The following is a 17807-nucleotide window of genomic DNA, read 5'->3' as shown; positions in this document are numbered from 1 at the left end:
TGACGGGGGAAGGCCGTCGTGCCGCCTTCGTTCCCTGGCGCCCCTGTGCGCGCTAGCGTGCGTGGCCGGATCGGTCGAGCGGTCACGGAGGTGTCGGATGGGCGTGTCCAGACGGGGACTGCTGGTGGCGGGTGGCGCGGTGGGGGTGGCGGCGGCCGCGGGGCCGGCCGCCGCGCACGGCGCCGGCCGGCGGGTGCGGACCGGATTCGACCGGCTCGCCGCCGACGGGTACGCGGCGCTGGCCGGGGAGCGGGTGGGCGTGGTGACCAACCCGACCGGGGTCACCTCGGAGGTGCGCCACGTCGTCGACGTCATGCACGCCGACGACCGGGTGGACCTGGCGGCGGTGTTCGGCCCGGAGCACGGTTTCCGGGGCACGGCGCAGGCGGGCGGCTCGGAGGGGCGGTACGACGATCCGGCGACGGGGCTGCCGGTGTACGACACGTACCTCAAGAGCGGGAAGGCGCTGGCGGACGTGTTCACCGCCTCGGGGGTCGACACGGTCGTGTTCGACATCCAGGACGTGGGCGCGCGGTTCTACACGTACATCTGGACGCTGTACGACTGCATGGTGGCGGCGGAGCTCGCCGGGAAGCGTTTCGTGGTGCTGGACCGGCCGAACCCGGTGACCGGGCGGGCGGCCCTCGGGCCGGTGCTGGACCGGGCGTTCGCGACCTTCGTCGGGCGCGAGCCGGTCAGCCAGGCCCACGGGATGACGGTGGCGGAGCTGGCGCGGCTGTTCAACGGCGAGTTCCTGGCGCGGCCGGTGGAGCTGGCGACGGTACGGATGTCCGGGTGGCGGCGGTCGGACTTCTTCGACGGCACGGGGCTGCCGTGGGTGCCGCCGAGCCCCAACATGCCGACGCCCGACACGGCGCTGGTGTACGCGGGGACGTGCCTGTTCGAGGGGACGAACCTGTCGGAGGGGCGGGGTACGACGCGGCCGTTCGAGCTGCTGGGCGCGGAGGGCGTGGACCGGCGGTGGGCGGAGGCGGCGAACGCGCTGGACCTGCCGGGTGTCCGCTTCCGGGAGGCGTACTTCGCACCGGTGTTCTCCAAGTTCCAGGGCAAGACGGTCGGCGGGGTGCAGCTGCACGTGGACGACCGGGAGGCGTTCGACCCGGTGCGCACCGGGATCGGTCTGCTGGTCACGGCGAAGCGGAGCTGGAGCGGTTTCGCCTGGCGGGCGGACAACTGGATCGACAAGCTGACCGGTTCGGCGAAGGTCCGGACGCTGATCGACGCGGGCGCGGACACGGACGAGGTCGTGGGCGCCTGGCAGGCGGACCTGGCGGCGTTCCGGGCGGTGCGGCGGCGGTACCTGGTGTACGGCTGAGCGAACGGGGGCACTGTTGTCCGCACCGGAGCCGTTGTCCGAACCGGACCCGGGCCTCCGCACCGGAGCCGTTGTCCGAACCGGACCCGGGCCTCCGGACCGGAGCCGTTGTCCGAACCGGCCACCGTGGGTGCGCTGACGGCGTTTCAGGCCGACCGGCCGGAACGGGTGCTATCGCGCCGAAGCCGGTGGGCGCGCGGTACGGGCCGGCGAGGGTGCGCGCACACGGCGCCGAACGGCTCGGTACCCGTCGGTACGGTGAGGACGCGTCACCTCTCCGGAGTCACCACACGGTGCGCCGTGGGGGCATTTCACGTCAGATGTCCCGCTGATGGGCTCCATTCGTTTTTCGATGGAGCCGAACTGGGAACCCGTACGTCCATTCATCGACGCCGAAGTACGAGCGACGGAGGTGGCAGGGCGATGGCCGGTTTCCGGAGTCTGGCGAGACAGGTGCGTGATCCGGGATGCGATCTGGCGCTGCGGCGGTATTCACTGCGCAAGTGCCTTGAGCGATTTGCCCCTTATGGGCATCGGGCGACCTGGGACCACCTGTGTTCCAGGCACAGGTTCGGGCCGGAGGACCGGGACCCCGATCCGGCGCGGCTGGTGGCCGCGCTCGACGAGCTGGAAGAGGCGCGGGCGGTATGGCTCGCGTACGAGGAGAAGTTCGCCGCGCGGCGCAGGCGCGAGAAGCACGACGGACTGCGGCGCCCCGGCTGGATCGACGACTGGCACCGGCGCACCTGGGGCGGCAACGGCATAGCGCGGTGCGACGACCCGTCGCTGCACCCGACGGTGCCCCTCGCGGAGGCGCTGCGCCGGCTGATCACCGCGCTGGAGGCGGGGCCCGGCGAGCACTGCCCGGTGTGCGCGGGGGACGGGATCGTCTGGCGGCCGGACCTGTCGAACGAGCCGTGGTTCGGGCCGGTGTGCACCGGCTGCGGCGTGGTGGTCCCGCAGGCCGTGCTGACGCCCGAGACGCTGGCGACGGTCAAGCGCGGGCGCCGCAAGGAACTCGCGTCGGTGGCGTGAGCGACGGTGGCGGACGCGGCGGTGACGGATGTCGGGGCGTGCTCCGGCGCCGGTACGCCTCCGTGGCCGGCGTCGGCGCGCCTTATCGCCGGTCGCCCGCTGTCAGTGGTGGGTGACACCATCGGGGCATGATCCAGGTCTGCCTGAACGGAGCTCGTGGGACGGGGGATTGCGCGGCCGTGCCCGTGTCGCCCGGTGCGATGGCCGAGTCGGCCGCCCGGGCGGTCGCGGCGGGCGCCGCCGAGGTGCACGTGCACCCGAAGTCGCCGTGCGGGGACGACACGCTGTCCCCGCGCGTGGTGGCCGCCGTGCTCGGGGCGATACGGGAGGCGGTGGACGTCCCCGTCGGGGTGACCACCGGCGCGTGGGCCGAGCCGGATCCGCGGCGACGGGTGGAGCGCGTGCGCTCCTGGACGGCGCTGCCGGACCACGCCTCGGTCAACTGGCACGAGCCGGGTGCCGAGGAGGTCGCCGCCGCGCTGCTGGAGCGCGGCGTGGGCGTGGAGGCGGGCGTCTGGTCGGGGACGGACGGGGCGCGGCGGTTCCTCGCGTCGCCGCTGGCGCCGAGAGTGTCGCGCGTGCTGGCCGAGGTGACGGACCGTGACCCGGTCACGGCACCGGTGACGGCGCGCGCCCTGCTGGCGGAGCTGGCGGGCGCCCCCGGCGTCCCGGTGCTCCTGCACGGCGAGGACGGTGGCGCGTGGCCGGTACTGCGGCTGGCGGTACGGCTGGGGCTGGACACCCGCGTGGGGCTGGAGGACACGCTGGTCCTCCCGGACGGCCGGCCCGCGGGATCGAACGCGGAGCTGGTCGCGGCGGCGGTGGAGGTGGTGCGTGACGCTAGCAGGGCGTAAATCCGGTGGGCCACCGGTTTCATGGCGGCGACAGTGGTCGGCGATGAGAACCGCACCCTGAGGAGCCCGCCCATGTCGACGCTGCGCGTCACCGCCGAACTGCTGACCGTCCACGACCATCCGAACGCCGACGCCCTGGAGCTGGCCCAGGTCGGCCTGTACCGCGCGGTCGTCGCCAAGGGCGCCTATCGCACCGGTGACGCGGCCGTGTACATCCCGGAGCAGGCGGTGCTGCCGCAGGCGCTCGTCGAGGAGCTGGGGCTGACCGGGCGGCTGGCCGGGAAGGCGTCGGACCGGGTGAAGGCCGTCCGGCTCCGCGGCGAGCTGTCGCAGGGCCTGGTGTGCCGGCCACGCGCGCTGGCGGACGTGGACCTCGTTCGGGCCGCCGCCGAGGGGACGGACTTCGCGGAGGCGCTGGGCATCACCAAGTGGGTGCCGCCGGTGCCCACGACGATGAACGGTGACGTGGAGTCGGCGCCCGACCTGCTGCCGTGGGTGGACATCGAGAACCTCCAGCGGTACCCGGACATCTTCGAGCCCGGCGAGCCGGTCGTGCTGACGGAGAAGCTCCACGGCACGGCCTGCCTGACGACGTACGTCGCCGACGGCGGGCGGGTGCTGGTCTCCTCCAAGGGCTTCGGCTCCAAGGGCCTCGCCCTGACGGAGGATCCGCGCAACCTGTACTGGCGGGCGGTCCGCACGTACGACGTGCCGGGGGCCGCGGCGCGCCTGGCCGCCGCGCTGGGCGCCACCCGGGTCGGCGTGTTCGGCGAGGTGTACGGCGCGGGCGTGCAGGACCTGGGGTACGGCGCCAACGGGCGGAGCACGGAGCTGGGTTACGCGGTCTTCGACGTCTCGGCCGAGGTCGACGGCCGGGTCCGCTGGCTGGACCCGGCCGCGCTGGTGGAGGCCGGGCTGCTGGACGGCGCGCTGCCGCTGGTGCCGCGGCTGTACGAGGGGCCGTACGACCCGGCGAAGGTGCTGGAGCTGGCAACCGGACGGGAGACCGTCTCCGGGCGGGAGCTGCACCTGAGGGAGGGCGTGGTCGTCCGGCCGGCCGTGGAGCGGTACAGCCCGGTGGTGGGCGGGCGGGCGATAGCGAAGGCGATCAGCCCGGCCTACCTGACCCGCAAGGGCGGTACGGAATACGAGTGAGCTTTCTTGAGTCGGGGCTTGTCAACTTCGGCCGGGCGGAGGTATAAGAAATAACGCGAACGTCAGCACCATCCTTGAAACGAAGGAGGGACCGATGATGCTGATGCGGACCGACCCCTTCCGTGAGTTCGACCGGCTCACCGAGCGTCTGATGGGGACCGCCGCCCGCCCGACGAGCATGCCGATGGACGCCTACCGGGAGGGCGACACCTTCGTCGTCCGCCTCGACCTGCCCGGTGTGGCCCCCGAGAGCATCGACCTGGACGTCGAGCGCAACGTCCTCACCGTCAGGGCCGACCGGCGCACCGCGCCCCACGGCGACGCCGAGATGGTGATCGCCGAGCGTCCGTCCGGCACCTTCAGCCGGCAGCTGTTCCTGGGCGAGACGCTGGACACCGAGCGGATCGAGGCGTCCTACGACATGGGGGTCCTGACCCTGCGGATCCCCGTCGCCGAGCAGGCCAAGCCGCGCAAGATCGAGATCAGCGGCGGCGGCGACCGCCGGCAGATCAGCGGCTGAGCCGCCGGACGACCGGCGCCCGGCCGGCGGCTGATCGCCGGCCGGACCGGCCCGCCGCGCCGCACGACGGGCGGGGACGGGTTCCCGCCGCCCCCGCCCGCACCCCGTCGACCGAGGCCGACGAAGACGAGAGCCGAGGGAGAACGATGCGCATGCAGTGGGACGCGTTCCTGGCCGCGGTGCGGGAGCGCGGCGAATACCCCTCCCAGCGGGAGGCCGACCGGGCCGCCCGGGTCGTCCTGGCCCTGCTGGGGGCACACCTCGTGGGCAACGAACGGGCCGAGCTGGCCGCCCGGCTGCCGGAGACCTGCGCCCTGGTCCTGCTCAATCCCCTCCCCGCCGCCGAACCGCTCGGGCCCGAACGGTTCGTGCGGGCCACGGCCGCGTGGATCGAGGGCGCCACGGAGGAGACGGCCAAGTGGGACATCGGCGCCGTGCTCAGCGTCGTCGCCGACAGGGCGGACGACGCGCTGATGCGCCGCGTGCTCCTGCAACTGCCGCCGGGCTATGACCTGCTGTTCGGCCGGCCCGGCATGGCCGACGCGCAGGACGACGACGAGAACGACCCGGACGGCCCGGACGGTCCCTGACCGCTAGGGCGTGTCCTGACGTGTCGCCGGCCGGCGGCGCTCCGGCATGAGGCGGGAGCCGGTGATGCGCTCGCCGAACACGTCGTCCGGGTTGGAGAGGACGCAGTTCTCCAGGGACAGGCAGCCGCAGCCGATGCAGTCGGTGAGGTGGTCCCGCAGCCGGCCGAGCTGCTCGATCCGCTCGTCGAGTTCCGAGCGCCACACCTCGGACAGCTTCGCCCAGTCCTCCCGGTTGGGCGTGCGTTCCTCGGGAAGCTCCGCCAGGGCCTTCCTGATCGTGGCGAGCGGGATGCCGACGCGCTGCGCGGCGCGGACGAAGGCGACCCGGCGCAGCGCGTCCCTGCTGTAGCGGCGCTGGTTGCCGCTGGTGCGGCGGCTGCTGATGAGGCCCTTGGCCTCGTAGAAGTGCAGGGCCGAGACGGCCGCCCCGCTGCGCGCGGAGAGCTGGCCGACGGTGAGCTCGTGGATCTTCTCTGGAATCTGCGGCACCCCTCGAACCCTACTGGGCCGCGCCCGGCGGTCCGTTGACAGGACCGCTCCCGCCCCAGCATGCTGAGCAAGCGCTTAGACATCGAGAGTCAGGGAGCCGGGACATGGCAGAGCCGAGGATCTTCACGTCCGCCGACGAGCTGCGCGGGGCGGTCGGTGAGCAGCTGGGGCACAGCGACTGGCTGGAGGTCGAGCAGAAGCGGATCGACCTGTTCGCCGAGGCCACGGGCGACCACCAGTGGATCCACGTGGACCCGGAGCGGGCGGCGTCCGGCCCGTTCGGCACGACCATCGCGCACGGCTACCTGACGCTGTCGCTGCTCCCCCTCCTCGTACCGCAGGTCATGCGGGTCGAGGGGATGAAGATGGGCGTCAACTACGGGACGAACAAGGTGCGCTTCCCCGCTCCGGTGCCGGTCGGCTCCCGGCTGCGCGCGACGGCGGTGCTGAAGGACGTCGAGGACGCGGGCGGCGGCGTGCAGGTCACGGCCCTGGTGACGGTGGAGCGGGAGGGCGGCGACAAGCCGGTGTGCGTCGCCGAGTCGGTGTCCCGCTACTACTTCTGAGCCCCGGCGGCCCCAGGCTCCCCGGCGCCCACCATGCGCAGGACGAGGTCGGCGTAGAGCGCGCCGACCTCGTCGGGCGTCCGGCGCCCCTCGGTGTTGAACCAGCGGGCCACGTCGATGCAGAGCGAGAGGACGGCGACGGTGGTGCCCGAGACGTCGGGCACGTCGAACTCGCCGGCCGCCACGCCCTCGTTGATGATGCGGCGCACCGCCGAGTCGCTCTGGCGGCGCAGCTCGAAGATCTCCTCGCGGTGCTCGTCGCCGAGCGAGTCGAGCTCGTACTGGACCACGCGCGCGGTGGTGCGGCGGCCGGCGTGCCAGCGGACGAAGGAGCGGACGGCGTCGGCGAGCCGCTCGGCGGCGGTGCCGGGGCCGTCGGCGGCGGCCCGGAGGATGTCCAGGGCCTTCACGTGGCCGATGCGGCTGATCCGGTGGAGGAGCTCTTCCTTGGTCTTGTAGTGGATGTAGAGCGCGGCCGGGCTCATCCCGGCGCGGCCCGCGATGTCACGGGTGGTGGTGGCGTGGTAGCCGCGCTCGGCGAAGGCGTCGACGGCGGCGACGAGCAGCCGTCTGGCCGCGTCGGGCGTCACCTCGTCCCACGGCGTGTCCTCGCCGCCGGCCGTTTCCTCCGCCGTGCTCATCGTTCGCCCCTTCCGGTGTCAAGGACGAACACCATACCCCGACAGTGAGCAAGCGCTTAGAGCTTCTGGAAGGGATCGTGCTCAGCGAGCAATTTCTCCAGCCGGGCCTGGTCGACCCGGCTGACGATCTGCCCGGCCTCCTGCCGGTCGCGGACGACCTTGGCGAGGGTGAAGGCGGAGGTCGTGAGGTAGAGCACCGCGACGCCGAGGAAGGCACGCACCCAGGCGTCGGTCTCGAGGTTGAAGATCCCGAGGGCGACCGCGCCCAGGGCGACCGCGAAGGAGACGACGGCCTGACCGTAGTAGGCGGCCGTGTTCTGCTGCTTGACCGGTGTGTCACTCATGGCGGAAGGATGCGCCGCGTGCGGACCGGCCCACATCCGGCGTCGTACTCACCCGGTACTCAGAAAGCGGAAACGCCCGTCAGGGCGCGGCCGATGATGAGCTTCTGGATCTGGCTCGTGCCCTCGTACAGGGTCATCACGCGGGCGTCGCGGAGCAGTTTGCCGACCGGGTACTCGTCGATGTAGCCGTAGCCGCCGAAGACCTGGAGGGCGTTGTTGGCACAGCGCACGGCGGCCTCGGAGGCGAAGAGCTTGGCCTTGGAGGCGGCGGTGGCGAAGTCCTCGCCCCGGTCGACGAGGTCGGCGACCCGCCAGGTCAGCAGCCGCGCCGCGTCGACGTCCACGGACATGTCGCTGATGAGTTCCTGGACGAGCTGGTACGAGGCGATCGGCTTGCCGAACTGCTCCCGCTCCCCCGCGTACCGCACCGCGGCGTCGAGTGCGGCCTGCGCGATGCCGACGCATCCGGCGGCGACCGACATGCGGCCCTTGGCGAGCGCGGACATGGCGATCGAGAAGCCCTTGCCCTCCGGGCCCATGAGCGCGCGGGCGGGCACCCGGACGTCCTCCAGCACCAGTTCGGCGGTGGCCTGGCCGCGCAGGCCGAGCTTGCCGTGGATGGTGCGGCGGGTGAGGCCGGGGGTGTCGGTGGGGACGAGGAAGGCGGAGACGCCCCGGTGGCCGGGGGTGTCGCCGGTGCGGGCGAACAGCAGCACCACGTCGGCCCAGGTGCCGTTGGTGATGAACATCTTGGTGCCGTTGATGACGTAGTCACCGCCGTCGCGCACCGCGCGGGTGGCGAGGTTGCCGGCGTCGGAGCCGGTGCCGGGCTCGGTGAGGCCGAAGCAGCCGATCGCGTCCCCGGCGGTGAGCCGGGGCAGCCAGTGCCGCTTCTGGTCCTCGTCTCCCCAGGCGGCGACGGTCTTGGCGACCAGCCCGAGCGAGACGGACACGATGCCGCGCACGGACGAGTCGCCGCGCCCCAGCTCCTCGGTGACCAGGCAGTACGCGAGGTGGTCGCCGCCGGAACCGCCGTACTCCTCGGGGACGGTGAGGCCGAGGAAGCCGAGCGCGCCGAGCTTCTTGACGATCGACTTGTCGACGTTCTCGGCGCGGTCCCAGGCGGCGGCGTGCGGGGTGACCTCGCGCCGGACGAAGTCCTCGGCGAGCTGCCGGACGGCTGCCTGCTCGTCGCTCAGCTCCAGGTTCATACGCGGCCACCCCACTTTAACTACCACTGCTAGTTTGTTTGCCCGGGCCTACTATGTGCCGCATGGCCCGACCGCGCAAGCCCCTCCTCAGCCGAGACCGCATCGTCACGACGGCCGGGGCGCTCGTGGACGCGGAGGGGCTGGAGGCCGTCTCCACCCGGCGCCTCGCCGCCGAGCTGGGCGTCAGCGGGCCCTCGCTCTACAACCACTTCCGCACGAAGGACGAGATCCTGGAGGCGGTCGCGGACGCGGTGAGCGCGAAAGTCGACCTGTCGATGTTCCACGAGGACGACAGCCGTGACTGGCGCACCGCCCTGCACGACTGGGCCGTCTCCTACCGCGCTGCCCTCACCGACCACCCCAACATCGTCCCCGTCCTGGCCCGCGGTCCGGGGCGCCGCCCGGCCGGGCTCCGCGTCGCCGACGCCGTCTTCGGCGCCATGGTCCGCGCCGGCTGGCCGCCGGCCCAGGCCACCCACATCGGCGCGCTGATGCGCTACTTCATCACCGGCTCGGCGCTCGGCTCCTTCGCCCGGGGCTTCGTCGACGACGAGACGGCGTACGACCCGGCCGACTATCCCCACCTGGGCCAGGCGCACCTGCTCGCCGAGCGCCAGGAGCAGGTCGACGAGGGCGCCTTCGAGACGGGCCTGCGAGCGCTGCTGGACGGGCTGGCGGTCCAGTACGCCGGGGCGGCGCGGCGCTGAGGATGGTGGCGGTGTCGCACCGGTGCGGCGCGGGCGGCGCGGGCGGGGCGACGGGCGGTTCGGCGTCGGCCGAACCGTGCGTGCGCCATCCTGGGGCCATGACCGCCAGGGACCTCGCCTCGCTCGCCTCACTGCTCGCCGACGGGACCCGGGCCGCGTTCTGCCTGGCCCTGCTCGACGGGCGCGCCTGGACGGCCGGGGAACTGGCGCGGCACGCGGGCGTGGCGGCGTCGACCGCCAGCGAGCACCTCGGGCGACTCGTGGCGGGCGGCGTACTGGCCGAGGAGCGGCAGGGGCGGCACCGGTACGTGCGGCTGGCCGACGAACGGATCGCGCAGCTGGTCGAGGACCTGGCCGCGTGGGCGGAGCCGGGGACGGCACCGCCCCGCTCGCTGCGGGCCGCGAACGCGCGCGGCGCGATGGCGCGGGGGCGGACGTGCTACGACCACCTCGCCGGACGGCTCGGGATCGCGATCACGGAGGCGATGACGGTACGCGGACTGCTGCGCCAGGACAACGGGTTCGCGCTCACCGACGCCGGGGTGGACTGGTTCCGCGGGCTGGGTGTGACGCTGGATCGGACCGGCCGCCGGCCGGTGGCGCGCGGCTGCCTGGACTGGACCGAGCGCAAGCCGCACCTGGCCGGCGTGGCCGGTGCCGCGCTGTGCCGCCACGCGCTGGAGGCCGGGTGGTGCGTACGGATCGGGTCGGAGCGGGCCGTGAAGGTGACGGCGGACGGCGAGCGGGCCCTGCACGGGCTGCTCGGCATCGCGGCACCGACGTTGCGGTGAGCGCCGAACCGTCCCCCGCTTACGGTCGCCCCATGACGAACTCGCCACGTGTCCTACCGCTCGCCGCGGCGGCGGTCACCGTCGTGCTGTGGGCGTCGGCCTTCGTGTCGATCCGCAGTGCCGGTGACGCCTACTCCCCCGGCGCCCTGGCTCTGGGACGGCTGCTCGCCGGGGCGCTCACGCTCGGGTGCTTCCTGCTGGTGCGCCGGGCGGGGTTGCCGCCGCGCGCCGCGTGGCCGGGGATCGTGGTGTCCGGGCTCCTCTGGTTCGGCGTCTACATGGTGGTGCTCAACTGGGGCGAGCAGGAGGTCGACGCCGGTACGGCCGCGATGCTGGTCAACATCGGCCCGGTGCTGATCGTGCTGCTCGGGTCCCGGCTGCTGGGCGAACCCCTGCCGCGGCGCCTGCCGGCGGGCATTGTGGTGTCGTTCGCGGGTGCGGTCGCCGTGGGGCTGTCGATGTCGGACGAGGGACACGCCTCCGTACTCGGGGTGCTGCTGTGCCTGCTGGCGGCGGTGGGTTACGCGGCCGGGGTCGTCGCCCAGAAGCCCGCGCTGCGGCACGCCGGCGCCCTGCAGGTCACGACGTTCGGGTGCCTGGTGGGGGCGGTGGCGTGCCTGCCGTTCACCGGGCAGCTGGTCGACCAGGCGGGCCGCGCGCCGCTGTCGGCCACGCTCAACATGGTCTATCTGGGCGTCTTCCCGACCGCGCTGGCGTTCACCACGTGGGCCTACGCGCTGGCGAGGACGACGGCGGGGCGGATGGGCGCCACGACGTACGCGGTGCCCGCGCTGGTGGTGCTGATGTCGTGGCTGTTCCTCGACGAGCTGCCGGGCGCGCTGACGCTCGCCGGCGGGGCGCTGTGCCTCGCGGGGGTGGCGGTGTCGCGCTCCCGGCCGCGGACGTCCGGCGGCGCCGGGGCCGGGAGCGCGGGTCCCGCTACCGGGGGGCGGCCCGGGAGGCCAGGACCTTGATGGAGACCAGGGCGATCACGGCGAGGCCCATGATGTAGCCGGAGACGGCCATGGACGTACCGGTGGTCTCCAGCAGCAGCACCATCACGAACGGCGCCAGCCCGCCGCCGAACACCGCGGCGATCTGGTAGCCGAGCGAGGCACCGGTGTAGCGCATCTCGGCGGTGAACAGCTCGGCGAACAGTGCCGCCTGCGGCCCGTACATGATGCTGAGGAAACAGCTGGTGACGAACGTGCCGACGGCCAGCCAGAGCAGTGAGGCGGTGTCGATGAGCAGGAACAGCGGGACCGCCCACAGCAGCAGCCCGGCCGCACCGAGCGCGTAGATCCGCAGCCGTCCGATGCGGTCGGACAGGGCCGCCGCGGCCGGTATGAGCACCAGTTGGGTGAGGCTGACGCAGAGCGAGACGGTGAGGACGGCGCTCCGTTCCATGTGGAGTTCGCGGGTCGCGTAGTCCAGGACTCCGGTGATGATGATGTAGAAGGTCGCGGTGTTGACGGCGAACGAGCCGCCGGCCAGGAAGACCGTGCCGAGGTGCCGGCGCAGGATGGTGCGCAGCGGCGAGCGGGCCCGGCTCTGCTCCTCCTGCGACAGGGCGCGTTCGGCCGCCTTGAACTCGGGGGTCTCCTCGACGCGGGTGTGGATGTACCAGGCCAGGCCGAGGACCAGGAAGCCGACGAGGAACGGCAGCCGCCAGCCCCAGGCCGCGAAGGCGGCGTCGTCGGTGAACGCCCCGGCGGCCAGGAACACGGTGTTGGCGGTCACCACTCCGATCGGGACGCCGAGCTGGACGAGGCTGCCGTACAGGCCGCGCTTGCCCTCGGGGGCGTACTCGGTGGCCATGAGCATCGCCCCGCCCCACTGGGCGCCGACGGCGATGCCCTGGAGGACGCGGAAGAGGACGAGCAGCAGCGGGGCGGCGATGCCGATCGTCTCGTACGTGGGCAGGAGGCCGATCCCGGTGGTGGCGAGGCCCATGAGGGTGAGCGCCAGGACGAGCATGGGCTTGCGGCCCCGCTTGTCGCCGAGCTGGCCCGCGATGATGCCGCCGACGGGCCGTGCGAGGAAACCCACGGCGAAGGTGGCGAAGGCGGCGAGGACTCCGGCGGACGGGCTGCCGGAGGGGAAGTAGAGGTCGCCGAGCACGAGGGCGGCGGCGATGCCGAAGACGAAGTAGTCGTACCACTCGACGGCCGAGGCGAGCGCGGCCGCGGTGGCCACCTTCCGGCGGGCGCGTTCGCTGGGGGTGGTGGTGGGTGGTGTGGCGGGCGGGGGTGCCGTGTCCATGCGTGCACACTCCGGTGGGTGCGGGGGACGGAACGGGGGGCGGCGCCTTGAGATGACGGGGACCGTACCGACCGGCTGGTATGGCGGTCAACGGCTCGTACGGTCACAGTTTCGGCGCCCCTCTCACCCCCGCGTCCGCGGCCACGGCAGCACGAGCACCCCGGCCGCGAAGGGCGGCCGGGGTGTCGCCCGGGCGGGACGGCGGTGGGGCTAGGGCGTGTTTCGAAAGTCCCGTCTGGCCGGGAACGCCTGGCACGCTCCCCCAGAGGGGGGACCCCCACGCGGCGTTGTCGGCCGTCGGCGCAGCCCGCTGCGCTCTTCTCCGCCCTCCGCCTTGCGATCGCACGCACCAGACGCCCCCAGCCCCGCCCTCCGGGCGGACGACGCTACTTTCGAAACACGCCCTAGAAGACGACCAGCGCCCGTCCGCCCTTGCCCGCGAGCATGTTGTCGAACGCCGCCGGGATGCCGTCCAGCGCGATCCGCTCGGTGACGAGCGCGCCCAGGTCGAGCCGGCCCGCCCGGACGTGGGCGGCGAGGACGGGCAGGTCGGCGGCCGGGTCGGAGTTGCCGTACACGCAGCCGGAGAGCGTGCGGCCCCAGTGGAAGATCTCCAGGGCGTTGAACGTCACCTGCTGGTCCTTGCCGCCGATGCCGACGACCGTGGTCCGCCCGCCGCGCCGGGTCGAGTCCCAGGCGGCGCGGATGGTGGCGGCGCGGCCGACGCACTCGATCGCCACGTCGGCGCCGTGCCCCCCGGTGAGCCCCCGGACCTGCCTGGCGGTGGTCTCGGAGGCGACGAGGTACTCGGTGGCGCCGGCCCGGCGGGCGAGCTCCTCCTTCTCCGGCGACACGTCGACGGCGACGATCGTGCCCGCGCCGGCGATCCGGGCGGCCTGGAGCGTGGCGAGGCCCACGCCGCCGACGCCGAACACGACGACCGACTCGCCCTCGCGGACCCGCGCCGAGTGGTGGACCGCCCCGTACCCGGTGAGGACGGCGCAGCCGAGGAGGGCCGCGTCGGTGAGGGGTACGCCGTCGGGGACGGGCAGTACGCAGTTCGCCGCGACCACGGTCTCCTCGGCGAACGCGGCGACGTTCAGGCCCGGGTGGAGTTCGGTGCCGTCCTCGGTGACGGCGTAGACGCTGCCCGCCCCGGTGAGGGCGTCGGCGCACAGCCACACCTCGCCGAGCGAGCAGGCGTGGCAGGAGCCGCAGGACGGTGCCCAGTTGAGGACGACGCCGTCGCCGGGGGCGACGTGGGTGACGCCCTCGCCGACCGCGAGCACGGTTCCGGCGCCCTCGTGGCCGAGGACGGCGGGCACCGGGACCCGCATGGTGCCGTTCGACAGGGACAGGTCGGAGTGGCAGACACCGGCGGCGGCGAGGCGGATCCTCACCTGGCCGGGCCCGGGCTCCGGGAGTTCGATGCCGGTGATCTCCAGGGGAGCACCTATGGCAGGCAGGACGGCGGCGCGGACCACGATCGTTTTCTCCCGGGTGTCGTCAGGCTGTGGAAGGGGCTGGGGTCAGAACTGGAGGGACTTGGTCTGGAGGTACTCGGCGAGTCCGTGCGCGCCCAGCTCGCGCCCGACGCCGGACTGCTTGTAGCCGCCGAAGGGGGCGAGCGGGTTGAAGCGGCCGCCGTTGATGTCGACCTGGCCCGTCTCCATGCGGCGCGCGAACGCGACGGCCGTCTCGTCGTCCGCCGCCCACACCGCTCCGGCCAGGCCGTAGACGGTGCCGTTGGCGATCCGCAGGGCGTCGTCCTCGTCCTCGTACGCCAGGATCGAGACGACCGGGCCGAAGATCTCCTCCTGGGCGATGGTCATGGCGGGCGTGACATCGGCGAAGACGGTGGGGCTGACGTAGTAGCCCTTGTCGAGGGGCGCTTCGGGGCCGCCGGCGACCAGCCGGGCGCCCTCCGCGACGCCCTGCTCGATGTAGCCGCGGACCCGCTCCTGCTGCTTGGCGTTGACCAGCGGGCCGATCCGGTCGCCCGGCACGTACTTGCCGACGGCCTGGGCGGCGAGCGCGACCGCCTCGTCGTACTGGTCGCGGTGGACGAGCATCCGGGTCCAGGCGCTGCACGTCTGGCCGGAGTTGGACATGACGTTGGCGACGCCCACGGCGACCGCCTTGGCGAGGTCGGCGCCCGGGAGGATGACGTTGGCGGACTTGCCGCCGAGCTCCAGCGCGACCCGCTTGACGGCCCCGCCGGCGACGGCGCCGATCCTCCGGCCGACGGCGGTGGAGCCGGTGAAGGAGACCATGTCCACCCCGGGGTGCTCGGCGAGGGCCTGGCCGGCGACCGGTCCGAGCCCGGTGACCAGGTTGAACACCCCGGCGGGCAGGCCCGCTTCGTGCGCCGCCTCGGCGAAGTGCCGGGCGGTCAGGGGCGTGTCCTCGGCCGGCTTGAGGACGACCGTGCACCCGGCGGCCAGGGCGGGCGCCACCTTGGCGACGATCTGGTGGAGCGGGTAGTTCCAGGGCGTGATCGCACCGACGACGCCGACCGGTTCCAGCAGGACCGTGGAGTTCCCGGCCTCCTCCTCGAAGCCGTACGTCGCGGCCAGGTCGGCGTACGTCCCGGCGACCGCCACGGGCAGGCCTGCGTGGATGGCCTGGGCCGCCTGCGGCGGGGCGCCCAGCTCGGCGGTGACGGTCGCGGCGATCTCGTCCTTGCGGGCCGCGAGGGCGTCGCGCAGCGCGGCGATCAGGGCGGCCCGCTCGGCGGGCGGGGTGGCGGCCCACGCGGGGAAGGCCGCGCGGGCGGCGCGGACGGCGGCGTCCACGTCCTCGGCGGTGCCGGCCGGGACGTGGGCGATGACCTGCTCGTCCGCCGGGTTCACCACCGCGATGGTGTCGGTGCCGGCGGCGGGCCGCCACGCCCCGTCGATGTACATCCCGTCGTGGGCCTTCATCCGCTTCTCCTTCGCACGGGTCCTTCGCTCGGGCCGCGGACCCGTTTTCTCGTGGTCGTCCACAGCCCAAACTAGCGGTGGTAGTTTTCGGGCGCCAGGGGCTGCGGGACCGACCACATCACATCAGAAGTCGGCCGTGGTCCGTTCGTCGAGGCGGGCCACCGACTCCTGCCCGAAGGCCCGGGCGTACGCACCGCGGATCCGCTCGATCCGCGGGTGGCGCTCGCGCGCCTGCGACGCCGGGTACAGCAGGGTCAGCTCGTAGGAGCGCTCCCGCTCGATCCTCCCGCTCGCGTCCCGCCACTGCCCGCGCCCGTCCTGCACGGTCAGCCCCTCCGGGAAGGCGGGCGTGACCTCCCGGTCGACGAACGCCATGAACTGCGCGTCCGTGACGGCCGGCCCGCCGTCGGGCCGCTCGGTCCCGAAGAGCAGCCGGGTCTCCAGGTAGGCCTCGCCCTCGACGGCAACGGTGGTGTTGGTGGTGGTTGCCGGTGCGGGGGCCGGGTCGCCGAGGGCGGCGTACGCGGCGGGCGCGCCGGCCGCGAGGAGGGCGGCCGCGGTGGTGAGGGCCAGGCGGGTGCGGGTGGTGGTCGCGAACGGCATACCGGGGCGGGCCTTCCGGGAGGTGGAGCGGCGGACGGACGCCGATCACTCTGGCAGTCCGCCGGCCCCCGGCGGAGCCGAACCACCGGAGGGGTCGGCAGGTCGTGGGGGGCGGGGGGCGCGGGGGGCGCCGTCTTCGTGACTCCGGCGCCCTCGTGCGCCAGGTCACCGACCTGCGGGAGCGCCACATCAAAGATGCCGAAGCAGCCGTCATCGCAGGTCTCGGCGGTGCTGAGGCGGCAGCAAGCGATCCGCCTGAGACCGGTCTCCCCTGGCCGGACAACCCGTCGGGCCCCGGAGGTCCCCTCTGAGGGCCTCGGAGCAGGCGTCGCAGCTCTCCCGGTCCGCGGTGCTCCTTCAGCTCGTAATGTACGCATCACCGACACCCACCGAGGCGGCGGCAGTCATGAACGCTTCGGCAGTCCACGTGCGCTGGCGGTCTTCGTGCGGAGCATCTTCGCACCCGCCATCTTGGCGCCTGTCAGGTCAGTGTTCCGGAGGTCCGCGTCCGTCAGGTTGGCGTCTCGGAGATCCGCACCGGTCAGAACGGCCCACCTCAGGTCGACGCCCGTCAGGTTGGCGCCGCGGAGGTTCGCGTTGTTCAGGTGGGCATACTCGAGATTTGTGCAACCAGCCAGCGTTTCCTTGCCGCCTGGTTCCACGGAGAATCCCTCGCAGGAAACGTCTGCCTTGCGAAGGTCCGCCCCGTCGAACGAAGATGCTCTCAACGTTGCCTGGCCCAAGTCAGCACCCGTGAGGTCCGCCTTGTCCAGGATCGCCTTCTCGACGTTCGACCCGACCAGGTTCGCTCTCTGGAGGTCCGCGCCCGTCAGGTCGGCGTAGCGGAGGTCCGCCTCGGTCAGATCCGCTCCGGGAAACCGGATGCGGATTCTCTCTGTCACACGGAGGCCGCGAAGATCCGTTTTGCTCAGATCGACGGATGTCCCTGAGTCGCGGTCCGGTTGGCGCCGAGCCAGCACGGCATACGCCGCCCGGACATCGACAGGCGGCGCGTGGTATCCCGCCGGAGCGGTCATGCGGGTCGGCCCCTTCTTGCTCTCCGCACTGCTGCCCGCGTGCTGGCGTACGAAGGCGGCAAGCACGGATACCACGGTGGGATGATCCCTGGCAGAGTCCTGCATGATCCGCTGAAGGGCGTAGATCCCACCCAGCCGCACGTCCAACGAGGCAGACCCCAGATTGCCGATCGCGGCATTGAATCTGTTCGTGATCTGGCCGGACTCGTTGATCCGCAGCTCCTTGCTGGCCTGACCCCCCTGCAGCCAGGTGAACAACAGCGCCCCCAGCGCTGCCAGCCCCGGCAAGCTGACCGCCACCAGACTGACCAGCTGCAGTCGGTTACCGCCATCGGACGACTCTGCCCGAGAGGGACGGCTGGGTGGACGGTCACGCAGCCGGGCATCGCGCCGACGAACGACTCGCCGGAGCCTTTCGACACCCCGCCTAGCGCTCACCTTCCCCATGCCATCCCGGACGCTGAGCCGGCGCAACTCTTACTACTCCGGCGCCCCGAAGGCTTCCCTCCCGGTCAGAGCGGAGGCGGCCGGGGAGTCTCGGAGCACCAAGGCCCGGGGACCGGCCGGATTGGCTCTCAGTACCAACCGCAGTTCGTCGGCGTGGACCGGGACCGGACGGCCGCCGCCGAGGGAGGCATCGGGTACCTGGCCGCGCTGCCGACCGTGTCCAAGCCCTGGTGACGGGCACGTCAACGGGGACGAAATCCGCGCAACGGCAGCCACCGCCGTGAATACGCATCGT

19 protein-coding genes are annotated in these 17807 nt (G+C 73.0%); 10 read left to right on the top strand and 9 right to left on the bottom strand.

Features of this window, described 5'->3' with window-relative positions:
- Positions 1–97: 97 nt before the first annotated feature.
- From EIZ62_RS26505 to EIZ62_RS26480, 6 genes are all read left to right on the top strand, one after another.
- Entirely contained in the window at positions 98–1336 is a 1239-nt protein-coding gene (locus EIZ62_RS26505) for an exo-beta-N-acetylmuramidase NamZ family protein (protein WP_156695194.1), read from the top strand.
- A 423-nt stretch (positions 1337–1759) separates the two neighbouring features.
- Positions 1760–2371 carry a hypothetical protein gene (locus EIZ62_RS26500; RefSeq protein WP_156695193.1) on the top strand — a complete coding sequence of 204 codons (612 nt, stop codon included), beginning with the start codon at positions 1760–1762 and terminating at the stop codon, positions 2369–2371.
- A gap of 128 nt (positions 2372–2499) precedes the next feature.
- A complete protein-coding gene (locus tag EIZ62_RS26495; protein ID WP_156695192.1) occupies positions 2500–3225 on the top strand; it encodes a 3-keto-5-aminohexanoate cleavage protein in 726 nt (241 codons plus the stop codon).
- A gap of 72 nt (positions 3226–3297) precedes the next feature.
- On the top strand, positions 3298–4380 hold the full coding sequence (locus EIZ62_RS26490; RefSeq protein WP_156695191.1) for an RNA ligase (ATP): 1083 nt from the start codon (positions 3298–3300) through the stop codon (positions 4378–4380).
- 94 nt (positions 4381–4474) lie between these two features.
- The gene (locus tag EIZ62_RS26485; protein ID WP_156695190.1) at positions 4475–4900 is read left to right on the top strand and encodes an Hsp20/alpha crystallin family protein; all 426 of its coding nucleotides are present in this window, start codon (positions 4475–4477) and stop codon (positions 4898–4900) included.
- Between the two features lie 146 nt (positions 4901–5046).
- A complete protein-coding gene (locus tag EIZ62_RS26480) occupies positions 5047–5490 on the top strand; it encodes a DUF2267 domain-containing protein (RefSeq protein WP_156695189.1) in 444 nt (147 codons plus the stop codon).
- 3 nt (positions 5491–5493) lie between these two features.
- Here the strand turns inward: EIZ62_RS26480 and soxR are convergent, their stop codons facing one another.
- On the bottom strand, positions 5494–5979 hold the full coding sequence (gene soxR / locus EIZ62_RS26475) for a redox-sensitive transcriptional activator SoxR (RefSeq protein WP_156695188.1): 486 nt from the start codon (positions 5977–5979) through the stop codon (positions 5494–5496).
- Between the two features lie 104 nt (positions 5980–6083).
- On the opposite strand from soxR, the gene EIZ62_RS26470 reads away from it, so the two are divergent.
- The gene (locus tag EIZ62_RS26470) at positions 6084–6545 is read left to right on the top strand and encodes a MaoC family dehydratase (RefSeq protein WP_156695187.1); all 462 of its coding nucleotides are present in this window, start codon (positions 6084–6086) and stop codon (positions 6543–6545) included.
- Here EIZ62_RS26470 and EIZ62_RS26465 read toward each other — a convergent pair.
- From EIZ62_RS26465 to EIZ62_RS26455, 3 genes are read right to left on the bottom strand one after another with little or no spacing between them, the layout of a single operon-like run.
- Complete coding sequence (locus tag EIZ62_RS26465; protein ID WP_156695186.1) at positions 6536–7186, bottom strand: TetR/AcrR family transcriptional regulator; 651 nt, start codon at positions 7184–7186, stop codon at positions 6536–6538. The genes EIZ62_RS26470 and EIZ62_RS26465 overlap by 10 nt on opposite strands.
- A 56-nt stretch (positions 7187–7242) precedes the next feature.
- Positions 7243–7530 carry a YiaA/YiaB family inner membrane protein gene (locus EIZ62_RS26460; RefSeq protein WP_156695185.1) on the bottom strand — a complete coding sequence of 96 codons (288 nt, stop codon included), beginning with the start codon at positions 7528–7530 and terminating at the stop codon, positions 7243–7245.
- Positions 7531–7589: 59 nt separating this feature from the next.
- Positions 7590–8741, bottom strand: coding sequence for an acyl-CoA dehydrogenase family protein (locus EIZ62_RS26455; RefSeq protein ID WP_156695184.1), 1152 nt, complete (start codon positions 8739–8741; stop codon positions 7590–7592).
- Positions 8742–8794: 53 nt separating this feature from the next.
- On the opposite strand from EIZ62_RS26455, the gene EIZ62_RS26450 reads away from it, so the two are divergent.
- The 3 genes from EIZ62_RS26450 to EIZ62_RS26440 all read left to right on the top strand — a co-directional run bounded on the left by EIZ62_RS26450 (position 8795) and on the right by EIZ62_RS26440 (position 11213).
- Positions 8795–9448 (top strand): TetR/AcrR family transcriptional regulator, encoded by a 654-nt coding sequence (locus EIZ62_RS26450; RefSeq protein WP_156695183.1) that lies wholly within the window; start codon positions 8795–8797, stop codon positions 9446–9448.
- A gap of 98 nt (positions 9449–9546) precedes the next feature.
- The gene (locus EIZ62_RS26445; protein WP_156695182.1) at positions 9547–10239 is read left to right on the top strand and encodes an ArsR/SmtB family transcription factor; all 693 of its coding nucleotides are present in this window, start codon (positions 9547–9549) and stop codon (positions 10237–10239) included.
- A 32-nt stretch (positions 10240–10271) separates the two neighbouring features.
- Positions 10272–11213 carry a DMT family transporter gene (locus EIZ62_RS26440; RefSeq protein WP_156695181.1) on the top strand — a complete coding sequence of 314 codons (942 nt, stop codon included), beginning with the start codon at positions 10272–10274 and terminating at the stop codon, positions 11211–11213.
- Here the strand turns inward: EIZ62_RS26440 and EIZ62_RS26435 are convergent.
- The 5 genes from EIZ62_RS26435 to EIZ62_RS26415 all read right to left on the bottom strand — a co-directional run bounded on the left by EIZ62_RS26435 (position 11179) and on the right by EIZ62_RS26415 (position 17365).
- A complete protein-coding gene (locus tag EIZ62_RS26435) occupies positions 11179–12501 on the bottom strand; it encodes an MFS transporter (protein ID WP_156695180.1) in 1323 nt (440 codons plus the stop codon). The genes EIZ62_RS26440 and EIZ62_RS26435 overlap by 35 nt on opposite strands.
- 404 nt (positions 12502–12905) lie before the next feature.
- A complete protein-coding gene (locus EIZ62_RS26430) occupies positions 12906–13985 on the bottom strand; it encodes a Zn-dependent alcohol dehydrogenase (RefSeq protein WP_156695179.1) in 1080 nt (359 codons plus the stop codon).
- A gap of 45 nt (positions 13986–14030) precedes the next feature.
- On the bottom strand, positions 14031–15425 hold the full coding sequence (locus tag EIZ62_RS26425; RefSeq protein ID WP_156695178.1) for an aldehyde dehydrogenase family protein: 1395 nt from the start codon (positions 15423–15425) through the stop codon (positions 14031–14033).
- 123 nt (positions 15426–15548) lie between these two features.
- The gene (locus EIZ62_RS26420) at positions 15549–16028 is read right to left on the bottom strand and encodes a DUF3574 domain-containing protein (protein WP_156695177.1); all 480 of its coding nucleotides are present in this window, start codon (positions 16026–16028) and stop codon (positions 15549–15551) included.
- Between the two features lie 404 nt (positions 16029–16432).
- Positions 16433–17365: a pentapeptide repeat-containing protein gene (locus tag EIZ62_RS26415; RefSeq protein ID WP_167536431.1), complete on the bottom strand. Its 933-nt coding sequence runs from the start codon at positions 17363–17365 to the stop codon at positions 16433–16435.
- Positions 17366–17807 lie beyond the last annotated feature (442 nt).

The organism is Streptomyces ficellus (assembly GCF_009739905.1).
GTDB lineage: Bacteria > Actinomycetota > Actinomycetes > Streptomycetales > Streptomycetaceae > Streptomyces > Streptomyces ficellus_A.
Note: the sequence above shows the minus strand (reverse complement) of the source record. Positions and strands in the feature narration are given on the sequence as shown.